Origin of the sequence: Dorea sp. AF24-7LB (assembly GCF_003478575.1) — a bacterium.
Lineage (GTDB): Bacteria > Bacillota > Clostridia > Lachnospirales > Lachnospiraceae > Dorea_D > Dorea_D hominis.
In genome coordinates this window covers 269,762-290,462 of the sequence record NZ_QUFR01000002.1, presented here as the reverse complement: position 1 = coordinate 290,462, position 20,701 = coordinate 269,762, and the positions used below count along the sequence as shown (strand labels likewise).

The window sequence follows — 20,701 nt, the reverse complement described above, 5'->3', positions numbered from 1 at the left end:
AGAACGGAACAATTCGGATAGCATCTTTTGAAGATAATATCAAATTATGTTACAGGCAAAAGCTACATGAAAAAGGAGGAAGATCAGGGTATGAGAACTTTGAAATGGAGCAGCTGTAATACAAAATACGCAACTGTGAACAGCAAAGGAAAAGTTGTAGCAAAGAGAGCCGGTAAAGGTAAGAAAGTGAAGATCACTGCGCAGGCACTGGATGGAACCAGTAAGAAAGCAAGTGTGACGATAAAAAAAGGGGACGGGGATTTTCTAGAAAATCCCCGTCCCCTTTTTAAGACATTACCATATCACCGCGATAAAATATCACCAAATTACATACCTCTGACTTGTTTATTGATCGCATCCTGCATCAGGCAGTAGTTGACAATGCCAAATCCCAAAATCCCGATGACCAGATACAAAATGTTGGAATTTCCCTGAATCCTGTTAATACGATCCGTGCGCTCACCCATTTTATACATCCAGTATAAGTTATAAATGTTACAAGTGACAATGGATAAGAGAAATACCATGCCGCCGGATGTCGCATATGGTTCACCGGCAAGAGCATTGATCTCGTCATTTAGTTTGATCATCCAGTAAATACCGTAAATTCCACACGTTACGATCGATAAGATTACACAAAGCGGAATGTTTCGTGGCGTGATAACAGAATTTTGCTGAAAATTGTTATTATAACCGGTATTTCCATAAGTATTGTTGGCATTATATGCATTATTTCCCGTATAATTATTGTTGGTATTGTAATTATTATCGGTATTGTAATTATTGGTATAGCCGTTATTATCAAAAGTTGTCTCTTTTTCGTTGGCAGAATGAGTGTAGCTGTACGCATTCTCATTTTCGGTTGTATTATCAGTCTGACTGGAAGTATCTGAGTAACTGTATGTGTAGGTATTCTCGCTTGCATGTTCGTCAGAATGAGAAGTTACGTTTTCAGTAGCTGCATTTGAAGAAGTTTCCTCAGAATTCTCGCTTGTATTGGTGTCAGATGGGGAGTCAGCAGAAGTATCCTCCGGCGCAGTGTAAGCTGTCATAAACGGATTTTCATGCATATGATTGCTATTGCCAGTGTCAGTCTGCTCAGCATTATTGGTAGAATCTGTTGTGTGATCGTTAAGATCTGCATTTGTCTCGCTATCAGAGAGTGGTGCCCCACACTCTGGGCAGTGTTTGTATGCGTCGTCGCAAGGGGCGCCGCATTTTCCACAAAATTTCATGGAAATTCCTCCTTATGTTCTGTGAATGAAAGGGAATCCGGTTAAAACCGGATTCCTTTAAAATTTATTTGTCTGTAATTTCGCTGTGTAGCTGCTGCAAGGATTTTACTTCGCCATTTCCATGTTCTTTCACATAGCGGATTCCTTTTGCAGTTGCTCTCGCAGCAGCAATGGTTGTCATGTAAGGAATCTTTGCCTTGATCGCAGCTTTACGCAGGTAACTGTCATCATTTACACTGTCTTTTCCGACCGGTGAGTTGACGATCAGGTCGATCTGACCATTGGTGATCGCATCCAGCGTGTTCGGACGACCGCCTTCGGAAAGCTTATTGATGCGTGTAACATCAATGCCGGCTTCCTTGATCAGCTCATAAGTATTTCCGGTAGCAACCAGTTTGAATCCATCATCAGCGAATGACTGAGCAATCTCTACAACTTCAGCTTTGTCTTTGCGGTTTACAGAAATCAGTGCCGTTCCGGAAAGCGGAAGCTTGGACTGTGTTGCTTCCTGTGCTTTGTAGAAAGCTTCTCCGTAAGTTTCGGCAAGTCCGAGAACTTCACCGGTAGAACGCATCTCAGGTCCTAAGATCGGATCAACTTCCTGGAACATGTTGAATGGGAAGACTGCTTCTTTTACTCCGAAATACGGGATATTTTGTTCTTTTAAGTCAGCAACCGGCGATTTGCGTCCGGTCAGTTCGGAAGTGATGATGTCTGTTGCAAGCGGTACCATACGGATGTTGCAAACCTTTGAAACAAGCGGTACAGTACGGGATGCACGCGGGTTCGCTTCCAGAACATAAACTTTTCCGTTTTCAATTGCATACTGCATGTTCATAAGACCTTTGACATGCATCTCTTCTGCGATCTTGCGTGTGTATTCTTTGATCGTCTGTACATTTTCTTCGGAAATGTGCACGGACGGGATAATACATGCAGAGTCTCCGGAGTGTACACCGGCAAGCTCAATGTGCTCCATAACAGCCGGTACAAATGCATGATTACCGTCGCTGATCGCATCTGCCTCACATTCCAGTGCGTGGTTCAGGAAACGGTCAATCAGGATCGGACGATCCGGAGTTACGCCGACAGCGGCTTTCATGTATCCTTCCAGACTTTCGTCATCGTATACAACTTCCATTCCGCGACCACCGAGAACGTAAGAAGGACGAACCATAACCGGATAACCGATTTCTTTTGCAATGGCAAGTGCCTCTTCTACAGTAGTAGCCATTCCGGATTCTGGCATAGGAATCTCAAGTTTATCCATCATTTCGCGGAAAAGATCACGGTCTTCTGCAAGGTCGATAACAGATGGAGAAGTTCCGAGGATCTTCACACCGTTTCTTTCCAGATCAGCAGCCAGGTTAAGCGGTGTCTGTCCGCCGAACTGTGCAATAACACCAACCGGTTTTTCCTTTTTGTAAATGCTTAATACATCTTCCAGTGTCAGTGGCTCAAAGTATAATTTATCAGAAGTATCATAATCTGTAGAAACTGTTTCCGGGTTACAGTTTACAATAATTGTCTCAAAGCCGAGTTTCTTGAGTGCTAAAGCTGCGTGTACACAGCAGTAGTCAAATTCGATACCCTGTCCGATACGGTTTGGACCGCCGCCAAGGATCATAATCTTCGGTTTATCTGTATTTACCGGATTCTTATCTTCAGCGTTGTAAGTAGAGTAGTAGTAAGCGCTGTCTGCGGTGCCACTTACGTGTACACCTTCCCATGCTTCTTCGCATCCAAGTTCAATTCTGCGGTTACGGATATCGTCTTCTGGAACTTCCAGGATCTGGCTTAAATATTTATCTGAGAAACCGTGTTTCTTTGCGGCAACGAGTGCATCATCTGCCGGAAGAGCTCCTTTCTTCGCAGCAAGTGCTTCTTCTTCGTCTACCAGTTCTTTCATCTGCTCAATGAAATATGTTTTAACTTTTGTAAGATCATAGATCTCTTCAATTGTAGCACCTTTGCGGAGCGCTTCATACATAATGAAATGACGGTCGCTGGATGGTGTAATGAGCATTTTCAGAAGCTGATCTTTGCTCATGTTGTTGTAGTCTTTGGCATAACCAAGACCGTAGCGTCCGGTCTCGAGACTGCGGATTGCTTTCTGGAAAGCTTCTTTGTAAGTCTTTCCGATACTCATAACTTCGCCGACTGCACGCATCTGTGTTCCGAGTTTGTCTTCTACACCTTTGAATTTTTCAAATGCCCAGCGTGCAAATTTGATAACAACATAATCGCCGTCCGGAACATATTTATCCAGAGTTCCGTATTTACCGCATGGAATATCTTTTAAAGTTAATCCGGAAGCCAGCATTGCAGACACAAGTGCAATCGGGAAACCGGTAGCTTTGGAAGCAAGAGCTGAAGAACGGGAAGTACGCGGGTTGATCTCGATAACGACAATTCGGTCGGAAACCGGATCATGTGCAAACTGTACGTTCGTTCCACCGATAACTTCTACGGAGTCAACAATTTTATAAGCCTGCTCCTGCAGACGTTTCTGACACTCTTCGGAAATCGTCAGCATCGGAGCTGAACAGAAGGAATCTCCTGTATGTACGCCAAGAGGATCGATATTCTCAATAAAGCAGACGGTGATCATATTGCCTTCTGCATCACGGACGATCTCTAATTCCAGCTCTTCCCAGCCGAGTATGGATTCTTCTACAAGTACCTGTCCGACAAGACTTGCCTGTAATCCTCGTGCCATAACGGTTTTTAATTCTTCTTTGTTATAAACAAGTCCGCCGCCGGCGCCTCCCATAGTGTAAGCCGGACGAAGAACAACCGGATAACCAAGTTCGTCTGCAATGGCAAGACCTTCTTCTACGCTGTAAGCAACCTGGCTTTTGGCCATTTCGATGCCCAGTGCATCCATGGATTTCTTAAATTCGATACGGTCTTCACCACGTTCAATGGCATCTACCTGTACACCGATAACCTGTACATTATATTTGTCCAAAACCCCTTCTTTGGCAAGTTCGGCGCAGAGGTTCAGTCCGGACTGTCCTCCAAGGTTCGGAAGCAGTGCATCCGGGCGCTCTTTGGCAATGATCTGTTCCAAACGGTCTACGTTCAGAGGTTCAATATAGGTGACATCGGCTGTTTCCGGATCTGTCATAATCGTAGCCGGGTTTGAGTTTACCAGTACGATTTCATACCCCAGCTTACGCAGTGCTTTGCACGCCTGTGTTCCGGAATAGTCAAACTCGCACGCCTGTCCGATGATGATCGGGCCGGAGCCGATGATTAGTACCTTGTGAATATCTGTTCTCTTTGGCATATCGTGATTCCCTCCTGTGACATGTAATGTAAAAATCTCTTGTTCTATTATATAGATAGAACAAGAGATTGGCAAGAACACATCTTATAAACTTTTTAATATTTATACAAAATAATGAATAAATAATGCATAAGCGATGCATAAGTGATAACAGCTAAGGAAGTTCCACAATTACCGGAAATAGTTTTATTTATATTTTTTCTCTAATGAAAAGCCGTGTCCACGCACTTCACTGACATGGCTTACAACAACGAAACTTTCCGGATCAATCTCGCGGATGATCTTTTCAATCCGTGGAAGCTCGCGGTTGGAGATTACGCTGAAGATCATCTGGGTTGGCTCATCCATATAACCGCTCCGGGCAGACAGGGCTGTCACGCCGCGGTCCATTTCTGTAATGATTGCCTGACGGATCTTTTCGTGTTCGTTGCTCATGACTTTCACTTCGATACGTGTTGTGCCAAAGACGAGTAATTTGTCGAGTACAATCGTGTAGATCATGACAAGGATGATTCCGTAGAGTACATTGTCAACCGGGTTATAAGCTGCCTGGAAGATTAGAATTGTAAAGTCAAATACATACAGACTTACAGATACCGGGATGCGGAAAAAATGATTCAGCACCAGCGGTGGGATATCCATACCACCGGTGGAAGCACCGCTCCGGATGACAATGGCAAGTCCAATGCCGATACCGAGTCCGGAAAAGATGGTACACAACAGCACATTGTCAGTCAGCACCAAATCACCGAAGAGTCGGTTGAAAAATTCCAGTGAGATCGGATAAGCGAATGTACTGATGATCGTTGTCAGGGCAAATTTTTTACCAAGAACGATGAAACCTACGATCAGCATTGCGATATTAAAAATTAAAATAACGCCGGAAATATTAAACCCGGTATAATGTTTTACGGCAAGTGCGATACCGGTTGTACCACCGGTCATCAGGTCAGAAGGGAGAAGGAACAGTTTTAATGCCAGAGCATAGATCATATTCCCCAAAATGACCACAAGTACAGACATAATTTTCTGAAAAACAGTTTCTTTCTTATGCATAGATAATTCTCCTCTTTTGTTTTATTTTATGTTGTCGGCAACCTCTGAACCGACATACATATTTCCCTGGTCAGTTGCTTCAAAATCAGCATATATATATCCCTATTCAGCTGCTTCAAGATCGACAGGTATCGTTTCCTGTGCAGCTGTTTCAAGACCGGCAAGCAGATTCATAGGTTTAAAGCAGAAATGATTGCAATAATGAGAAAAGAAACTCTTCCCGCAAAGCTTCCGGCAAACTGATCACCATATGCATCCCTAAGATCCGGGATCAGTGCTGAAAATAGGTTCAGAAAGCGGGTGAAAAACAGGCTTAACGGAAATTGTAAAAGATCCAGAAGAAGCCGGAGCTTCAGATTTTCTTTCTTCTTATTATATAAATATTCTATTGAGGTTCATAACGGACAAAATGCCCAACATTTCTATCATATCACAAAACTTGCTTTCTGCGCCAGAAAATATTATATTAGTGCCAGACGCTTTTTTTAATTAAGATATAAAAACAAAACATTATATAGCTATGTTCGACAGCAAAAGGAGAGACAATATGGAAATCAGTATTTTATTAATGAAACAGATTGCAGAACTATTTCTGATGATCCTGATGGGTTACCTGGTAGTGAAAGCCGGTATTGTAACGGCTGAGGATAGTAAAGTGCTATCTAAAATTGTATTGTATCTGGTAATTCCGTGTGTGATCATTCATGCGTTCCAGGTAACTTATACGAAAAATACGGTAAAGGAATTAGAACTTGCATTTGCGGCATCGGTCTTATTGCAGATCATTTTGCTGATCGCAGTATGGGCAATTGCAAAAGCTTTGAAAATGGATGAAGTAGAATTGGCATCGGTATATTATTCAAATTCAGGAAATCTGATCGTACCTTTGGTAACATTTATCCTGGGTGAAAAATGGGTGCTCTGCGGCTGTGTTTTTATGAGCGTGCAGCTGGTGTTTATGTGGACACACGGGAAAAAGATCATCAGCAGAGAAGAGGGAACGGATTGGAGAAAGATCGTATTTAATATCAATATGATCGCAGTTGTCCTGGGAATTGTTTTATTCTTTTTACAGATTAAACTTCCGGAAATCGTGGATGGAACAATGAGTGCGGTTGGTGTTATGATCGGACCGGCGAGCATGATCGTTACAGGAATGTTACTTGCCCAGATGAGCCTGCGACAAGTGTTTGCGAATAGACGGATTTATTTTGTGACAGCATTAAGACTTGTGGTTGTACCGATGATATCATTACTCCTATTAAAATTCAGTCATCTGATCAGCTGGCATCCGGATGGAAAGAAGATATTGCTTGTTGTCTTTCTGGCGGTGATCACACCTTCTGCATCAACGGTAACGCAGATGTGTCAGGTGTATGGAAATGATTCAAATTATGCAAGTGCAATTAATGTGATGACAACATTGTTATCCATTCTGACAATGCCGCTAATGGTATATGCATTTGAAGTTTTAATGTAAAATACGGTTTGTAAAAGACATATCTATTTGTCTATATGATAAATTTGTATTAATAAGTGGGAAACCAAGTAAAACAGAGCGTTTCGGTGGGTTTAACATATATAGACACAGTCTATATTTACAATGATATATTCGCAATATCAATTATACGAAATACAGATTTGATGATACAATGAACGTGAGTAACTAGAAAAGAGAGGATAATAACATGTGTCAGAATGAGAGAGTAAAAGATGCAGACAAATGCATCCACTGTCATGTCTGTCAGGAGAATTGTTCCTTTTTGAAAAAGTATGGTCTTGATATAGGTGATACTGAAAAGCTTAATAAGCTTGCGTATCACTGTTTTTTATGTGGCAAATGTTCAGAAGTCTGTCCGGTGGGGATTGACGGACAGGGAATCATTATGGATATGCGCAGAGCCAGCGTTGCATCTGACGAAGGGGCGCGGGTGAACAAAGAGTACAAGCGGACCATTTCTGAAAAAAAGGAATATTCATATCGCAATTATAGGCATGTGACAGAGAAGAGTGTGTTGTTTCCGGGATGCAATTTCCCGTCTGTATATCCGAAGACAACAAAAGTTCTGGTGGAACTGTTTGAAAAAGAAGCCGGGATCGGTGTGGTCTATGACTGCTGTGGAAAACCAATCGCAGATATAGGAATGGAAGTCGAAGAGGAACGTATTATGCAGGGAATTCAGAAGCGCATGGATGATGCGGGGGTGACAGAGGTCATTACGATGTGTCCGAACTGTTATGCATTTCTGAAGCCAAGACTTACGATCCGTGTAGTGAACATTTATCAGAAATTAAAAGAACTGCATCTGGGTGAGAAGTGTCTGACCGGCGGTACGATGTTTCGTCCATGCCCGGACAGAGAAAAGGGAGAATGGCTCACAGACATTGAGGCGTTTTCAGACGCAGAATTTCAGACATTGGAGGATATCCAGTGCTGTGGTCTTGGCGGACAAGGCTGCGCCAAAGAACCGGAGATAGCAAAAAGCTTTGCTGAGACAGTGAAGAAGTATCCGCAGACGATTTATACATATTGCGGATCCTGTGCAGGCAATCTGACCAGAAACGGCTGTAAGCAGGTACGTCACGTCCTGCCGGAGATTCTGGGAACAAAAGAAAAACCGGATACGATCAAATCCCTGATCAATCGTATGCGGACAAAGTATCTATAGAAACAAGAGAGAACAAAAGGAAACAAAGAAAAAGGAGAACAAGAGGTGGAAACAAAAAAACAAAACAAATGGCTCAGTAAGATTATAGTAATCGTGTTGATTGTAGGATGTGTGGCAGTTTATTTCTGCGTACCGAGTGTAAATAAGCTGATGAATCGTATTTTTGCAGCATTTGCAAGCGGCGACTTTACCGTTGTCAAAGAATTCGTTGCATCTTACGGTGCATATGCAGCAGCTGTGTCTTTTGCATTGATGATCTTACAGTCTGTAGCAGCCCCGCTTCCGGCATTCCTGATCACATTTGCGAACGCAAACTTATTCGGATGGTGGCAGGGAGCGATTCTTTCCTGGTCAAGTGCGATGGCAGGATCAGTGCTTTGCTTCTATATCGCAAGAATTCTGGGAAGAGATGTAGCTGAGAAGCTTACAAGCAAAGCAGGACTTCAGCAGATCGATGTCTTCTTTGAGAGACATGGAAATTTAAGTATCCTGATCGCAAGACTTCTGCCGTTTATTTCATTTGATTATGTAAGTTATGCAGCAGGTCTTACATCTATGTCTTTCTGGGGATTTTTCGTAGCTACAGGAATCGGACAGCTTCCGGCAACCATCGTTTACTCGTATGTAGGTGGTATGCTGACCGGAGGAGCAAAACTGCTCGTAACAGGACTTCTGATCTTATTTGCTTTATCAGGTCTTATCGTTCTGTTCAAACAGTTATATAATGAAAAACAGAAAAAGAAAACAAAATAATTTTATAATATCAAAGGTTTATGACTGTGATTTTAATCAGGCGATCAATCTGCCGATTGGATCGAAAGTAACGATTATGGACCTTGTAGGGACTCCGTATAAAAAGCGTAAGATTCTGTTTGACAAACATTGTTATGCCTGTGTGGCGGGACAGGGTTCCAGTTGAGGCGGCAGTACGACATAACAGGTTGTTATGCAGGAAAATAGAAATAAAGGAGACAAGAATATGAACCGGATGGCAAATGAAATTAAAGACAACTTTATAAAAGGATATGACTGTTCACAGGTAGTGTTCCGTCATTTTGCAGAACGGTTTGACTTAAGTGAAGACGAAGCAAACCGTATTGCTGCCTGTTTTGGAGGTGGCATGATGTTAGGATCTGTCTGTGGTGCTTATACCGGAGCGCTGATGGCGATTGGTATGAAGTATGGACACACAAAAGAAGAAGGACTGATGGACCAGAAGAATGTCATGATCGGAAAATACATGGAGTTTAAGAATCGTTTTGAACAGGAATATGGTTCTGTAAACTGCAAAGAGATTATCGGTTATGATGTGTCTACACCGGAAGGACTTCAGGAGGCATTAGACAGCGGAAAGATGACAGAGTTCTGTCCGTGTCTTGCAGAAAAGGTGATCCAGATCACAGAAGAAATATTAAACGAAGATTAAGAGGAGAAATGGTATGAAGAAGTTTATCAGATGTATGGGTGTCGGACTGCTGGCTATGATGCTTGTAGTCGGATGCGGAAGCAAAGCAAAAGGAGTATCGGACGACGATTTGGTTTCCAAGGATTCTTTTAAAGGAGAATACCTGATAACTGCAAAAGAAGCGAAGAAACTGATGGGCGATGACAATGTAATTTTTCTTGACTGCCGTGGCGAGAAATATTCTAATAAAGAGACGATCAAGGGTGCAGCAGCTACAAGCTGGCAGGCACTTGGAACATGCGAAGACAAATATGGCAAGCAGGGCGATGAGAACTGGGGAAAAGTTCCACAGCCTGCAGAGTTATCTAAAAAACTCAGCAACCTCGGCCTTGATCCGAACAAAGAAATCGTTCTCTTAGGTGAGACACTTGGAGGATGGGGAGAAGATGCCCGTGTTCTCTGGGAGCTGCGCGTAGCAGGTTACACAAACCTTAAGATGGTTGACGGTGGATACGAAGCGCTGGTAAATGCCGGAGCTGAGACACAGAAAGGACCTTCCAAGTTAGACAAAGTAGATGTGAAGATCGACAAACTTGACATGACACATGACATGGAAACAGAAGAACTTCAGAAGAACTACAAAGATTACAAGATTGTGGATGTTCGTACAGATGAAGAGTATGAAGGTGCTAAGAAATATAACGAAGCAAAAGGTGGACATCTTCCGGGAGCAATCCACATTCGTTATACAGATCTTTTCCGTGAAGACGGAACATTAAGATCACAGGCTGACATTGATAAGATGTTAAAAGATGCGGGCATTTCCAAAGACGACAAGATCGTAACTTATTGTACAGGCGGTATTCGTTCCGCATATATGCAGCTTGTACTTGAAATGGCAGGATGCAAGAATACATGGAACTATGACCAGTCATTCTGGAGATGGGCTGTAGTCGGAGATGTTGAAAAATAGGAATTAACAAATTATCAGCGATTGAAAGATGATAATTCAAGAGCAATCACATCCGTTTTAAGAGAGTCGGTTATGCGACTGAATAAAAATTGGGTGTGGTTGCTCTTTTTATCTTATTACGTATTTTGTGCAAAAGTATATGGCGTAAATAAAAAGCCAGCAAATCAGCTGGCTTTGATAAAATATATAGCATGTAATATAGTGTATTACCTTACATTGGGTCAGATAATATTTACATTTATATCCGTCCGTCGATTTACTGTAAAACATTCAGTTTCACATTCTTCTTGCGAAGGAAGATACTTGCGACTGCACCTAGTACCATCAGAATAATTCCGACAGTCAGAAGCATTCGTCCGATTCCATAATGAACCATAGAAGAAAACTGCTGTAATTTATCGGCGGCATCTTTGTATTCCATAAGAAGGAAGAAAACACCGACACATGATCCGATCAGGCTGATAATATCAATACGGAAGAAGTTAATAATCGCCACTGCCAGGATCACTGCAAGAAATAATTTTCCGTCATTAGTATCAAAAAGAGTGACTGTCTGGGAAAAACCAAGAATAGATACCGTGGCAAAAGTCATAAACATGGATATAAATGCAAGGAAGCATCCAATCCAGGTGACAATATTTCCAATTGTAAAATTTCTGCGTACTTTTGGTGCAGGATCTGTTGTCATATCAGAGGCGGTATAATTCATTGAACCTGCTACAGAAGATTTTGTGTGGTTTATTGTCTGTGTCGGATGTGTGCGGTTATGCGATGCTGTTTTTGCAGTCTGCTGAGTTCGATGTTCGTGGTTATGTGGTGTAGGATGCGCAGCCTCATTGTGTGGTGTCTGCTTGTGTGACGCTGTAGCTTCGAAATGCTGCTGTGTATGCTGAGCTTTAGCAGAAACAGGGGTTCCGCAGTCAGGGCAGAATTTTGCACCATCTGTTAGCTGCTTTCCACAATGTTTACAAAACATAATAATTCTCCTTTGTGTTCGTTAAGTTTTAGCTTAGTTTAGCATTGATAGCATAAAAATGCAATTTCCCTTTTAAAATTTACGGAGATTCTTCATAATGCTAATATTTACAATGATATTTTACTATGATAAAATTTACATGATACCAGAGCAGCACGGAACAATCCGAGGGTATCATAGTTATCGATAGAGCCTGCATATCCGCAGGAACTATACAGGAATGAGGAGGAAGAAAAATAGTGTTTTGTACGAAATGTGGGGCGAAACTGCCCGATAACGCAAAGTTTTGCCCGAAGTGTGGCAATCCATGCACAATAAAAAAGCAGTTTTCTGAGCAGGTGAATCAGACTTTCCGGTCAACCGAACGGAAAATGGAAAGTGAGATACACAATGTAAAACAGAGCTTTAGCAGTAATGATCAGATGCCGGCAGGAAGAAAAGAGAGACTGCAGGATGACAGAAGTCTTGCCATATACATACTGCTGTCGATCGTTACCTGTGGAATCTACAGTTATTATTTCATATATAAGATGGCGCATGATGTGAACATTGCATGTGAAGGCGATGGAGAGATGACGTCCGGTCTGGCTGCATTTATTATATTGTCATTCCTGACCTGTGGAATTTATTCATTCTACTGGTCTTATAAAATAGGAAACAGGCTTTGCACCAATGCACCGCGCTACGGAATGACATTTCCAGAGAACGGAACAACTGTATTAGTGTGGGATCTGATCGGAATTTTATTATGTGGTTTGGGACCGTTTGTTGCAATGCACATCCTGATCAAGAACAGTAACCGGATTTGCAATGCATATAACAGACAGAACAATTTATAACAGATGAGAGACATTTGGGGCTGTTATATGTTTTGCGAAAGCAGATCTTGAAAAGATATAGGGAGGACGATATATGGCGATGCTGGATAAAATGAAAGACTCAATCAATGCCGCCGGTCAGGGAATATCAACAAAGATAAAAGATGGACTGGAGAGTGAGCGGATTTCTGCGAAAATCAGAGATGACGAGAAGATGATAGAGAAACTCATATATCAGGTTGGTGTGCAGTGTGTGAAACGGCACGCAGAGGAAACGGGAACCGAATATGAAGAATTATTTGCTGAGATCCGTAGACTGCGTGCGCAGATTGAGAAAGAAAAAGAAGAACTGCGTCTGGCTACAGAAGTAAAACCATGTCCACAGTGTGGATATGGCAATAAGATAAATTCCAAATTCTGTGTAAAATGTGGCTCTTCATTGACGGTAAAAGAGAATCTGGATGCCTCAAATATGAAAGAAAAATATTGTACAAACTGCGGTTTCAAAAATGATGGTGACGCTCTGTTCTGCATTAACTGTGGAAATAAACTGGAAGAAGAGAGCCGACAGACAATGCCGGAGCCAGAGCCGGAAAATATAAGGATGCCGGAGCCGGAGTCAGAAATGCTGGCAGAAGCAATATCGGAGAATGTGCCGGAATTAAAAGCAGAGTCTGAATCTGAGCCGGAAGTACTGGCAGATATTGAAGAAGCTCTGGAAGAGACAGCGCAGGAGATTACGGAAGAAGAACTGAAAGAAGAAAAAATAAAAGAAGAAAATTAAGAATAATAAGGAAAGAAAAAGTACGGAGGAAGAAGTAAGATGGGAGAGAGAGCAAGATTTTGTCCTAACTGCGGCCGGCCGATAGAGCCGGGTGCAATGTTCTGTGCACATTGTGGACACAAAACAGAAACCGAAGAGGCACCGGCTGTACATGAAACACCAGATGCAAATGAGGAATTTGCAACCGAGTGGCCGGACGAGCAGGAAGAAAGAGTACAGAAGAATGAGCCGAAAGGATCAAAAAATCTGGTTATTATACTTGGCATTGTATGTGCTGTTATGGCGGTGGTGATTATCGCACTCGTTGTATTTGGACTTGGAAGGTCCCCAAAAAAGACAAAACCAGAGACAAAAACGGAAACAACAGAGCAGAAAGAGCCGGAAAAAAAGGAAGTAAAAGATTCCAATGAGCCAAATGATTCTATAAATCAGGCGATTACACTGGAAGAAGGAAAACCAGTGACCGGCTATATCGATTCCAAAGATGATGTGGACTACTTTGTGATTTCGACACAAAAAGAAGGTACTGCGGAAGTGAAGTTCAGTTATACACCATCCAATGACCAGGGTGGACTTGGCTGGAAAGTAAATTATCCGGATAAAGGAACAACTAAGACAGAACTGTGCATGCTTGGAGAAGGAACGAAAACATTGAAGTTTGAACTTCAGAAAGGTGATAACTATATTTTTGTTACCGGTGATACCGAAGCTTCTAAGAAAATCGAAGACGTAGTGACAGAAACACCGTATTATATTACGGCTGAGAGTATCAAAGTAAAACAGACAGCAAAGAAAAAGACGAATAACAATGCAAATAACCGTGGCAATACAAGTAAGATCATTGTTATCAATCCATATGATAATCAGAGACACTATATCAGTTCCAGCGGTTATGTAATTCCGTACAGTTCGGATTATCTGCTTGATTATTCAGATATCAGCGGGCTTTCCAGTGCGGAACTCAGACTTGCAAGAAATGAAATCTATGCAAGAGAAGGCCGTCTGTTTGATGATCAGTCATTACAGGTATATTTTGATTCACAGGCATGGTATAACGGATACATTGCTCCGAAAGATTTTAAAGATTCTTATTTAAGTCCGATAGAAAAGAAGAATGTAGATTTTATCAAGAAATATGAATAAGAAGAGCATAGTATTTATTAAGGAATACAAATAAAAAGAACAAACAAGAAACGCGGCAGGCGAAAATCTGTCGCGTTTCTTATTTTACATAGTTTTTACAATCCCGCGATTTTGGATTTTACAATCGACCTGTATGATACATAACTGTAAAGAACATATTGCAAAATATCCAAATCAAAGGAGACAAAGAAAATGAAATTGAAAAAGTTTATTACAGTAGTAGCAATGACGGCAATGGTCGGAACACTTGCAGTAGGATGTGGAAAATCCGACAGTAAAGATAACGGCAGTGATAAGAAGAGCGAGTCAAGTTGGGATTCATCAAACGATATCACAATCTTATCCAGAGAAGATGGCTCAGGAACGAGAGGAGCATTCATTGAACTGTTCGGCATTGAAGAAGAGAAAAACGGTGAGAAAGTGGATATGACAACAGATGAAGCACAGATCACAAACAGCACATCTGTTATGATGACAACAGTGGCAGGCGATGATTATTCTATCGGTTATGTATCACTCGGATCTCTGGATGACAGCGTAAAAGCACTGAAGATTGACGGAGCTGAGGCAACAGCAGAGAATATCAAAGCAGGAAAATACAAAGTATCCAGACCATTCAACATCGCAGTAAAGAAAGATATGAAAAATGAAGTTGCAAAAGATTTCATCAACTATGTGATGAGTGAAGAAGGACAGAAAATCGTATCTGATAACGGATATATTCCGGTAGATGGAGCAAAACCTTACTCAGGAAAAGAAGTTTCCGGTAAAGTAGTTGTCGGTGGATCTTCTTCTGTATCACCGGTTATGGAAAAACTGATCGAAGGTTACAAAGCAGTAAACAGCAAAGCAAATGTAGAACTTCAGACAACAGATTCTACAACAGGTATGACTTCAACAATCGATGGAAGCTATGATATCGGAATGGCATCCCGTGACCTGAAAGATGATGAAGCCGCTAAATTACAGAACACAGTCATCGCAACAGATGGTATTGCAGTCATCGTAAACAAGAACAACACAACAGATGAACTGTCAGCAGATCAGGTAAAGACCATCTACACCGGCGATGCAACCACATGGGATGAGGTAGTAAAATAATATGAAAAGAAAAGCATTGACTGAAAGAGTCATGCAGGTAATCTTTTTTGTTGCCGCCTGTGCTTCGGTGCTGGCGGTAGCACTCATTTGTATCTTTCTATTTGCAAATGGTATACCTGCAATGAAGGAAATCGGATTTGTAAAATTCCTGACGGGAACGCTCTGGCGCCCGAAGAACGAGATCTTTGGTATTTTCCCGATGATCGTAGGAAGCTTATATGTTACAGCAGGAGCGATCATTATCGGTGTCCCGATTGGAATATTAACAGCAGTATTTATGGCGTACTACTGCCCGGAAAGAATCTATAAACCTTTAAAAGCAGCAACGGAACTTCTTGCCGGAATTCCTTCTGTTATTTACGGATTCTTCGGACTGGTTGTAATTGTACCGTTAGTCAGAGAGTTTGGCCGGAATATGGGCTTTCATGGAAATGGAAACAGTATTCTGACTGCGTCTATTTTACTTGGAATGATGATCTTGCCAACTATTATCGGACTTACAGAGTCTTCGCTTAGAGCAGTCCCGGAACAGTATTATGAAGGGGCAGTGGCACTTGGAGCTACTCACGAACGTTCTATTTTCAGAGTTGTCATTCCGGCAGCAAAATCCGGAGTGATCGCAGCACTGGTTCTTGGGATCGGCCGTGCAATCGGAGAAACGATGGCAGTTATCATGGTTGCAGGAAACCAGGCAAGAATGCCGGAAGGCATTTTCCGCGGTGCGCGTACACTGACAGCCAATATCGTAATTGAGATGGGATATGCAGCAGGACTGCACAGAGAAGCGCTGATCGCTACAGGCGTTGTGTTGTTCGTATTTATTCTGATATTGAATTTCAGCGTAGCACTTTTAAAGAGGAGGAGTGAACATGAGTAGACAGGGAGGTTCTGTAAAAGAAAAACTGAAAAGCTACAAACGGACACCGGGCTCTTTCATCGTAATGCTTTTAGTTTTGATTGCAGCAATTATTACATTTGCAGCGTTACTTTTTCTGATTGCCTATATTCTGGTCAATGGAGTACCGTATCTGAAACCGTCACTGTTTTCATTTACCTATACTTCTGACAATGCATCACTTATGCCAGCGCTTATCAACACATTGATCATGACAGCGTTATCACTTCTGATCGCAGTTCCGCTTGGTATATTTTCAGCAATCTACCTTGTGGAATATGCAAAACGTGGAAATAAATTCGTAGAGATCATCAGACTGACGACGGAGACGTTACAGGGAATTCCGTCTATCGTATATGGCCTGTTTGGTATGTTGTTCTTTGTAACATTCTGCCACTGGGGATTCTCCATTCTCGCAGGAGCATTTACATTGTCAATTATGGTATTGCCGCTGATCATGCGTAGTACAGAGGAAGCACTGAAATCTGTGCCGGATTCTTACAGAGAAGGAAGCTTTGGATTGGGAGCCGGAAAACTTAGGACGGTATTTCGGATTGTTCTTCCGTCGGCAGTGCCTGGAATCCTTGCAGGAGTGATTCTTGCAGTCGGACGTATTGTCGGAGAAACAGCGGCACTTATCTATACTGCAGGAACACTGGCAAAGATGCCAAAGAATGTAATGAGTTCCGGACGAACACTGGCAGTTCATATGTATAATCTGGCAAGTGAAGGACTTTATATGGATCAGGCATATGCAACCGCTGTTATTCTGCTTGTCCTTGTAGTTGTCATTAACACACTGTCAGGAATTGCAGCGAAGAAACTTACAAAATCGTAAGAACAGACAGATTTAGGAAAATAAAAGAGGAACAGTCATGAGTAAAATTAGTATTAGTAATATGAATCTTTATTATGGCGATTTCCATGCGTTAAAAGATGTGAATCTGGAAATTGAGCCAAATAAAATCACAGCATTTATCGGACCGTCCGGCTGTGGTAAATCAACACTTTTAAAATCTATCAACCGGATGAATGATCTGGTTGAAGGCTGCCGGATCGAAGGTGATTTAAGACTGGACGGTAAAGATATTTATAAAGATATTGATGTAAACCTGCTTCGTAAACGTGTTGGTATGGTATTCCAGAAACCGAATCCGTTTCCGATGAGTATCTATGACAACATCGCATTCGGACCGCGAACACATGGAATCCATTCCAAAACAAAACTGGATGATATTGTGGAAAAATCGCTCCGCAGTGCGGCCATTTGGGATGAATGTAAAGACCGTCTGAAAAAGAGTGCGCTTGGAATGTCCGGTGGACAGCAGCAGAGACTCTGTATTGCCCGCGCGCTGGCAGTACAGCCGGAAGTACTTCTGATGGATGAGCCGACATCCGCACTGGATCCGATTTCAACATCGAAGATCGAAGACCTTGCGATGGAATTGAAAAAAGATTATACTATTGTCATGGTAACACACAATATGCAACAGGCTGTGCGTGTATCAGATAATACTGCCTTTTTCCTGTTAGGAGAAGTGATTGAATACAATGAAACAGAAAAATTGTTCTCGATTCCATCAGATAAGAGAACAGAAGATTATATTACAGGGAGGTTTGGTTAAGATATGCGTAATAAGTTTGATATGCAGTTGGATTTATTAAATGAGCAGCTCACACATATGGGTGAATTATGCGAAGTTGCAATCAACAGAGGAACAGAAGCACTGAAAAAAGGAGATTTAAAACAGGCAGCAGAAGTCATTCGTGCGGATGAAGAGATTGATCAGATGGAAAAAGATGTTGAGAGACTGTGCCTGAAACTTCTTTTGCAGCAACAGCCGGTGGCAAGAGATTTAAGGCAGATTTCTGCGGCTCTTAAGATGATCACCGACATGGAACGAATCGGTGACCAGGCATCAGATATTGCGGAAATCATTATTTCTGAGAATAAGTCAGAAGCAACAGATATCCAGACGATCGGTCAGATGTCAGAATCCGTTGCAAAGATGGTGCGTGACAGTGTGAATGCCTATGTAGAAAAAGATCTGGAGCTTTCCAGACAGGTAATGGAAGCGGATGATGCAGTGGATCGTCTGTTTGAGGAAAATAAGCAGGAGCTGATCAATTTTATTTCTGATAATAAAGGTGTGCAAGGCAAGAAGGCAATCGATCTTATCATGGTTGCTAAATATCTGGAACGAATCGGCGATCATGCGACAAATATTGCAGAGTGGGTAGAATTTTCAATTACCGGAATCCATAAGGACAGCCAGGTATAACCCCACGGAAAACGAGGAGAAGACGATGATATTTTGTGTGGAAGATGACAGCAACATTCGGGAATTAGTAGTATATACGCTGGAGACGACAGGATTTCAGGCAAGAGGTTTTGAAGAGGGGAAAAGCTTTCTTGAAGCGCTTGCGCTGGAGACACCGGATCTGATATTAATGGACATTATGCTTCCGGGAGAGGACGGTATTTCGCTGTTAAAACGCTTGAAAAACTCTTCCAAAACAAGAGATATACCGGTAATTATGGTCACTGCGAAAGGTGCGGAGTATGACAAAGTAAAAGGGCTGGATCTTGGAGCAGATGATTATGTGACGAAACCATTTGGCATGATGGAGCTGGTATCCCGTATCAAGGCAGTGCTGAGAAGAAGTGGTGCGGCAAAGAAGAAAGCAGAAGATATCATTGTGTCCGGTAATCTGGAGATCAATACGAAGAAGCACGAAGTGAAAGCGGACGGTGAAGTGATCGGCCTGACGCTGAAAGAATACGAGCTCCTGAAGAGACTGATGGAGAACCCGAATATTGTTATGACAAGAGATTTTTTGCTGGAAGAGATCTGGGGATATGATTTTGACGGTGAGACGAGAACGGTAGATGTACATATCCGGACATTAAGGCAGAAACTGGGAAAGTGCGGCGAACGTGTAGAGACCGTTCGCGGAGTTGGATACCGTATTAGTGAATAGGAGTCAGAGATACTATGAAGTTAAAGAACAAGATACAAAATAGTATGACACTGGTAGTTATGACAACGCTGTTAATTGCGTATGTCATAACTACTTTTGTTGTTTACAGACAGACATTAGATCTGATGGAAAATGAGATCCATCAGGAAGCGGATTATATTAAAACGGCAATCGAGGAGACAGGAGAATCCTACTTAAAAGAAATGGATGATGTGCGCCGGACGACAAGAGTAACGTTGATCGCAAGAGATGGGATCGTATTATATGATTCCGGTGAAAATGCGATTGAACGGGAGAATCACAAGAACCGGCCGGAGATAAAAGCGGCAGAAAAAAGCGGTATCGGTCAGGATATCAGAGAATCCAAAACCATGCAGAAAGAAATGTTTTATTATGCAGTGCGCCTGTCCGACGGCAGTGTCTTACGTGTATCTAAATCCATGGACAGTGTATTCCGTACAGCAATGAATATTCTGCCGCTCATGGGACTGATTGCTTTCTGTATGATTGTATTTGCCTATTTTCTGTCGCGCTGGCAGGTAGGAAGACTGATCCATCCAATTAACACGCTGGATCTGGAGACTCCGCTGGATAATGAGATATACGAAGAACTGACACCTCTTTTACAGAGGATTGATCAGCAGAACAAACAGAAAGACCTGGTTGCACAGATGAGAAAAGAATTTTCGGCGAATGTTTCTCATGAGTTAAAGACTCCTCTGACCTCGATTTCCGGTTATGCGGAGATCATGAAGGACGGACTGGTGCGCCCGGAAGACATGAAAGGATTTTCAGAAAGAATTTACTACGAGGCAAAAAGGCTTATCACGCTGGTAGAAGATATCATCAAACTTTCCAGACTGGATGAAGGTGTAGTCGAAGTAGAGAAAGAAGAAGTAGATCTCTATGATCTTACAAGAGAGATTTGCAGCCGCCTTGCATCCAATGCTTCTGCAAGACATGTACATATAGAGATGACCGGAGAACCGGTTATGTTCAGAGGCGTGCATCAGGTGCTGGATGAGATGCTTTATAACATTATAGAAAATGCGATCAAATATAATAAAGAAAATGGTTCTGTCAGCGTCTGGGTAGGAACGACGTTACAGGGCAAGAAAGTCATTGTGCAGGATACGGGTATTGGGATTCCGAAGGATGAAGTGGAGCGGATCTTTGAGCGCTTTTACCGTGTAGATAAGAGTCATTCCAAAGAAACCGGCGGAACCGGACTCGGACTTTCTATTGTAAAACATGGTGCGCTCATGCATGATATTAAGATCCATGTGGACAGTGAAGTTGGAAAAGGAACACGCATGGAACTTACATTTGCAGAAAAAAAAGGAAGTGCTCAGTAATTATTTAGGAAATCTTA

Annotated in this window: 21 protein-coding genes; 17 read left to right on the top strand and 4 right to left on the bottom strand. The window is 42.1% G+C overall.

Features of this window, described 5'->3' with window-relative positions; translation table 11 throughout:
• Window positions 1–90 precede the first annotated feature (90 nt).
• Window positions 91–375, top strand: coding sequence for an Ig-like domain-containing protein (locus DWY31_RS03860; protein ID WP_243060381.1), 285 nt, complete (start codon window positions 91–93; stop codon window positions 373–375).
• On the opposite strand, the gene DWY31_RS03855 is transcribed toward DWY31_RS03860, so the two are convergent.
• From DWY31_RS03855 to DWY31_RS03845, 3 genes are all read right to left on the bottom strand, one after another.
• A complete protein-coding gene (locus tag DWY31_RS03855) occupies window positions 327–1,235 on the bottom strand; it encodes a DUF4234 domain-containing protein (protein WP_243060380.1) in 909 nt (302 codons plus the stop codon). The two genes, DWY31_RS03860 and DWY31_RS03855, sit on opposite strands and share 49 nt — an antisense overlap.
• A gap of 64 nt (window positions 1,236–1,299) precedes the next feature.
• Complete coding sequence (gene carB, locus DWY31_RS03850; protein ID WP_118519577.1) at window positions 1,300–4,527, bottom strand: carbamoyl-phosphate synthase large subunit; 3,228 nt, start codon at window positions 4,525–4,527, stop codon at window positions 1,300–1,302.
• A 186-nt stretch (window positions 4,528–4,713) separates the two neighbouring features.
• Window positions 4,714–5,583, bottom strand: a complete 870-nt coding sequence (locus tag DWY31_RS03845; RefSeq protein WP_118519576.1) for a YitT family protein — start codon at window positions 5,581–5,583, stop codon at window positions 4,714–4,716.
• Window positions 5,584–6,130: 547 nt separating this feature from the next.
• Here DWY31_RS03845 and DWY31_RS03840 point away from each other — a divergent pair.
• The 6 genes from DWY31_RS03840 (at window position 6,131) to DWY31_RS03815 (ending at window position 10,630) form a co-directional block, all read left to right on the top strand.
• Window positions 6,131–7,063, top strand: a complete 933-nt coding sequence (locus DWY31_RS03840; protein ID WP_118519575.1) for an AEC family transporter — start codon at window positions 6,131–6,133, stop codon at window positions 7,061–7,063.
• Between the two features lie 208 nt (window positions 7,064–7,271).
• Window positions 7,272–8,252 (top strand): (Fe-S)-binding protein, encoded by a 981-nt coding sequence (locus DWY31_RS03835; protein ID WP_118519574.1) that lies wholly within the window; start codon window positions 7,272–7,274, stop codon window positions 8,250–8,252.
• 45 nt (window positions 8,253–8,297) lie between these two features.
• Entirely contained in the window at window positions 8,298–9,005 is a 708-nt protein-coding gene (locus DWY31_RS03830) for a TVP38/TMEM64 family protein (protein ID WP_118519573.1), read from the top strand.
• On the top strand, window positions 8,977–9,171 hold the full coding sequence (locus DWY31_RS03825; RefSeq protein WP_118519572.1) for a DUF3641 domain-containing protein: 195 nt from the start codon (window positions 8,977–8,979) through the stop codon (window positions 9,169–9,171). Before DWY31_RS03830 ends, DWY31_RS03825 begins: the two co-directional genes overlap by 29 nt.
• 60 nt (window positions 9,172–9,231) lie before the next feature.
• The gene (locus tag DWY31_RS03820; protein ID WP_243060378.1) at window positions 9,232–9,678 is read left to right on the top strand and encodes a C-GCAxxG-C-C family protein; all 447 of its coding nucleotides are present in this window, start codon (window positions 9,232–9,234) and stop codon (window positions 9,676–9,678) included.
• 13 nt (window positions 9,679–9,691) lie between these two features.
• Window positions 9,692–10,630, top strand: coding sequence for a sulfurtransferase (locus DWY31_RS03815; RefSeq protein ID WP_021861206.1), 939 nt, complete (start codon window positions 9,692–9,694; stop codon window positions 10,628–10,630).
• A gap of 256 nt (window positions 10,631–10,886) precedes the next feature.
• Here DWY31_RS03815 and DWY31_RS03810 read toward each other — a convergent pair whose 3' ends face one another.
• Complete coding sequence (locus DWY31_RS03810; protein ID WP_118519571.1) at window positions 10,887–11,606, bottom strand: zinc-ribbon domain-containing protein; 720 nt, start codon at window positions 11,604–11,606, stop codon at window positions 10,887–10,889.
• Window positions 11,607–11,845: 239 nt separating this feature from the next.
• Here DWY31_RS03810 and DWY31_RS03805 point away from each other — a divergent pair, with 239 nt between their 5' ends.
• The 10 genes from DWY31_RS03805 to DWY31_RS03760 all read left to right on the top strand — a co-directional run bounded on the left by DWY31_RS03805 (window position 11,846) and on the right by DWY31_RS03760 (window position 20,684).
• A complete protein-coding gene (locus DWY31_RS03805; RefSeq protein ID WP_118519570.1) occupies window positions 11,846–12,445 on the top strand; it encodes a DUF4234 domain-containing protein in 600 nt (199 codons plus the stop codon).
• Between the two features lie 73 nt (window positions 12,446–12,518).
• Window positions 12,519–13,208 (top strand): double zinc ribbon domain-containing protein, encoded by a 690-nt coding sequence (locus DWY31_RS03800; protein ID WP_118519569.1) that lies wholly within the window; start codon window positions 12,519–12,521, stop codon window positions 13,206–13,208.
• 39 nt (window positions 13,209–13,247) lie between these two features.
• Entirely contained in the window at window positions 13,248–14,351 is a 1,104-nt protein-coding gene (locus DWY31_RS03795) for a YARHG domain-containing protein (protein ID WP_118519568.1), read from the top strand.
• Window positions 14,352–14,543: 192 nt separating this feature from the next.
• On the top strand, window positions 14,544–15,452 hold the full coding sequence (locus tag DWY31_RS03790; protein ID WP_118519567.1) for a substrate-binding domain-containing protein: 909 nt from the start codon (window positions 14,544–14,546) through the stop codon (window positions 15,450–15,452).
• 1 nt (window position 15,453) lies between these two features.
• The gene (gene pstC, locus DWY31_RS03785) at window positions 15,454–16,329 is read left to right on the top strand and encodes a phosphate ABC transporter permease subunit PstC (protein WP_118519566.1); all 876 of its coding nucleotides are present in this window, start codon (window positions 15,454–15,456) and stop codon (window positions 16,327–16,329) included.
• A complete protein-coding gene (gene pstA, locus DWY31_RS03780; protein ID WP_118519565.1) occupies window positions 16,322–17,185 on the top strand; it encodes a phosphate ABC transporter permease PstA in 864 nt (287 codons plus the stop codon). The genes pstC and pstA overlap by 8 nt, the downstream gene beginning before the upstream one ends.
• Window positions 17,186–17,222: 37 nt before the next feature.
• Window positions 17,223–17,972 (top strand): phosphate ABC transporter ATP-binding protein PstB, encoded by a 750-nt coding sequence (pstB, locus tag DWY31_RS03775; protein WP_117536925.1) that lies wholly within the window; start codon window positions 17,223–17,225, stop codon window positions 17,970–17,972.
• A gap of 3 nt (window positions 17,973–17,975) precedes the next feature.
• Window positions 17,976–18,629: a phosphate signaling complex protein PhoU gene (phoU, locus tag DWY31_RS03770; RefSeq protein ID WP_118519564.1), complete on the top strand. Its 654-nt coding sequence runs from the start codon at window positions 17,976–17,978 to the stop codon at window positions 18,627–18,629.
• A gap of 25 nt (window positions 18,630–18,654) precedes the next feature.
• Entirely contained in the window at window positions 18,655–19,329 is a 675-nt protein-coding gene (locus DWY31_RS03765) for a response regulator transcription factor (protein ID WP_118519563.1), read from the top strand.
• Between the two features lie 14 nt (window positions 19,330–19,343).
• Window positions 19,344–20,684 carry an ATP-binding protein gene (locus DWY31_RS03760; RefSeq protein ID WP_118519562.1) on the top strand — a complete coding sequence of 447 codons (1,341 nt, stop codon included), beginning with the start codon at window positions 19,344–19,346 and terminating at the stop codon, window positions 20,682–20,684.
• Window positions 20,685–20,701: the final 17 nt, after the last annotated feature.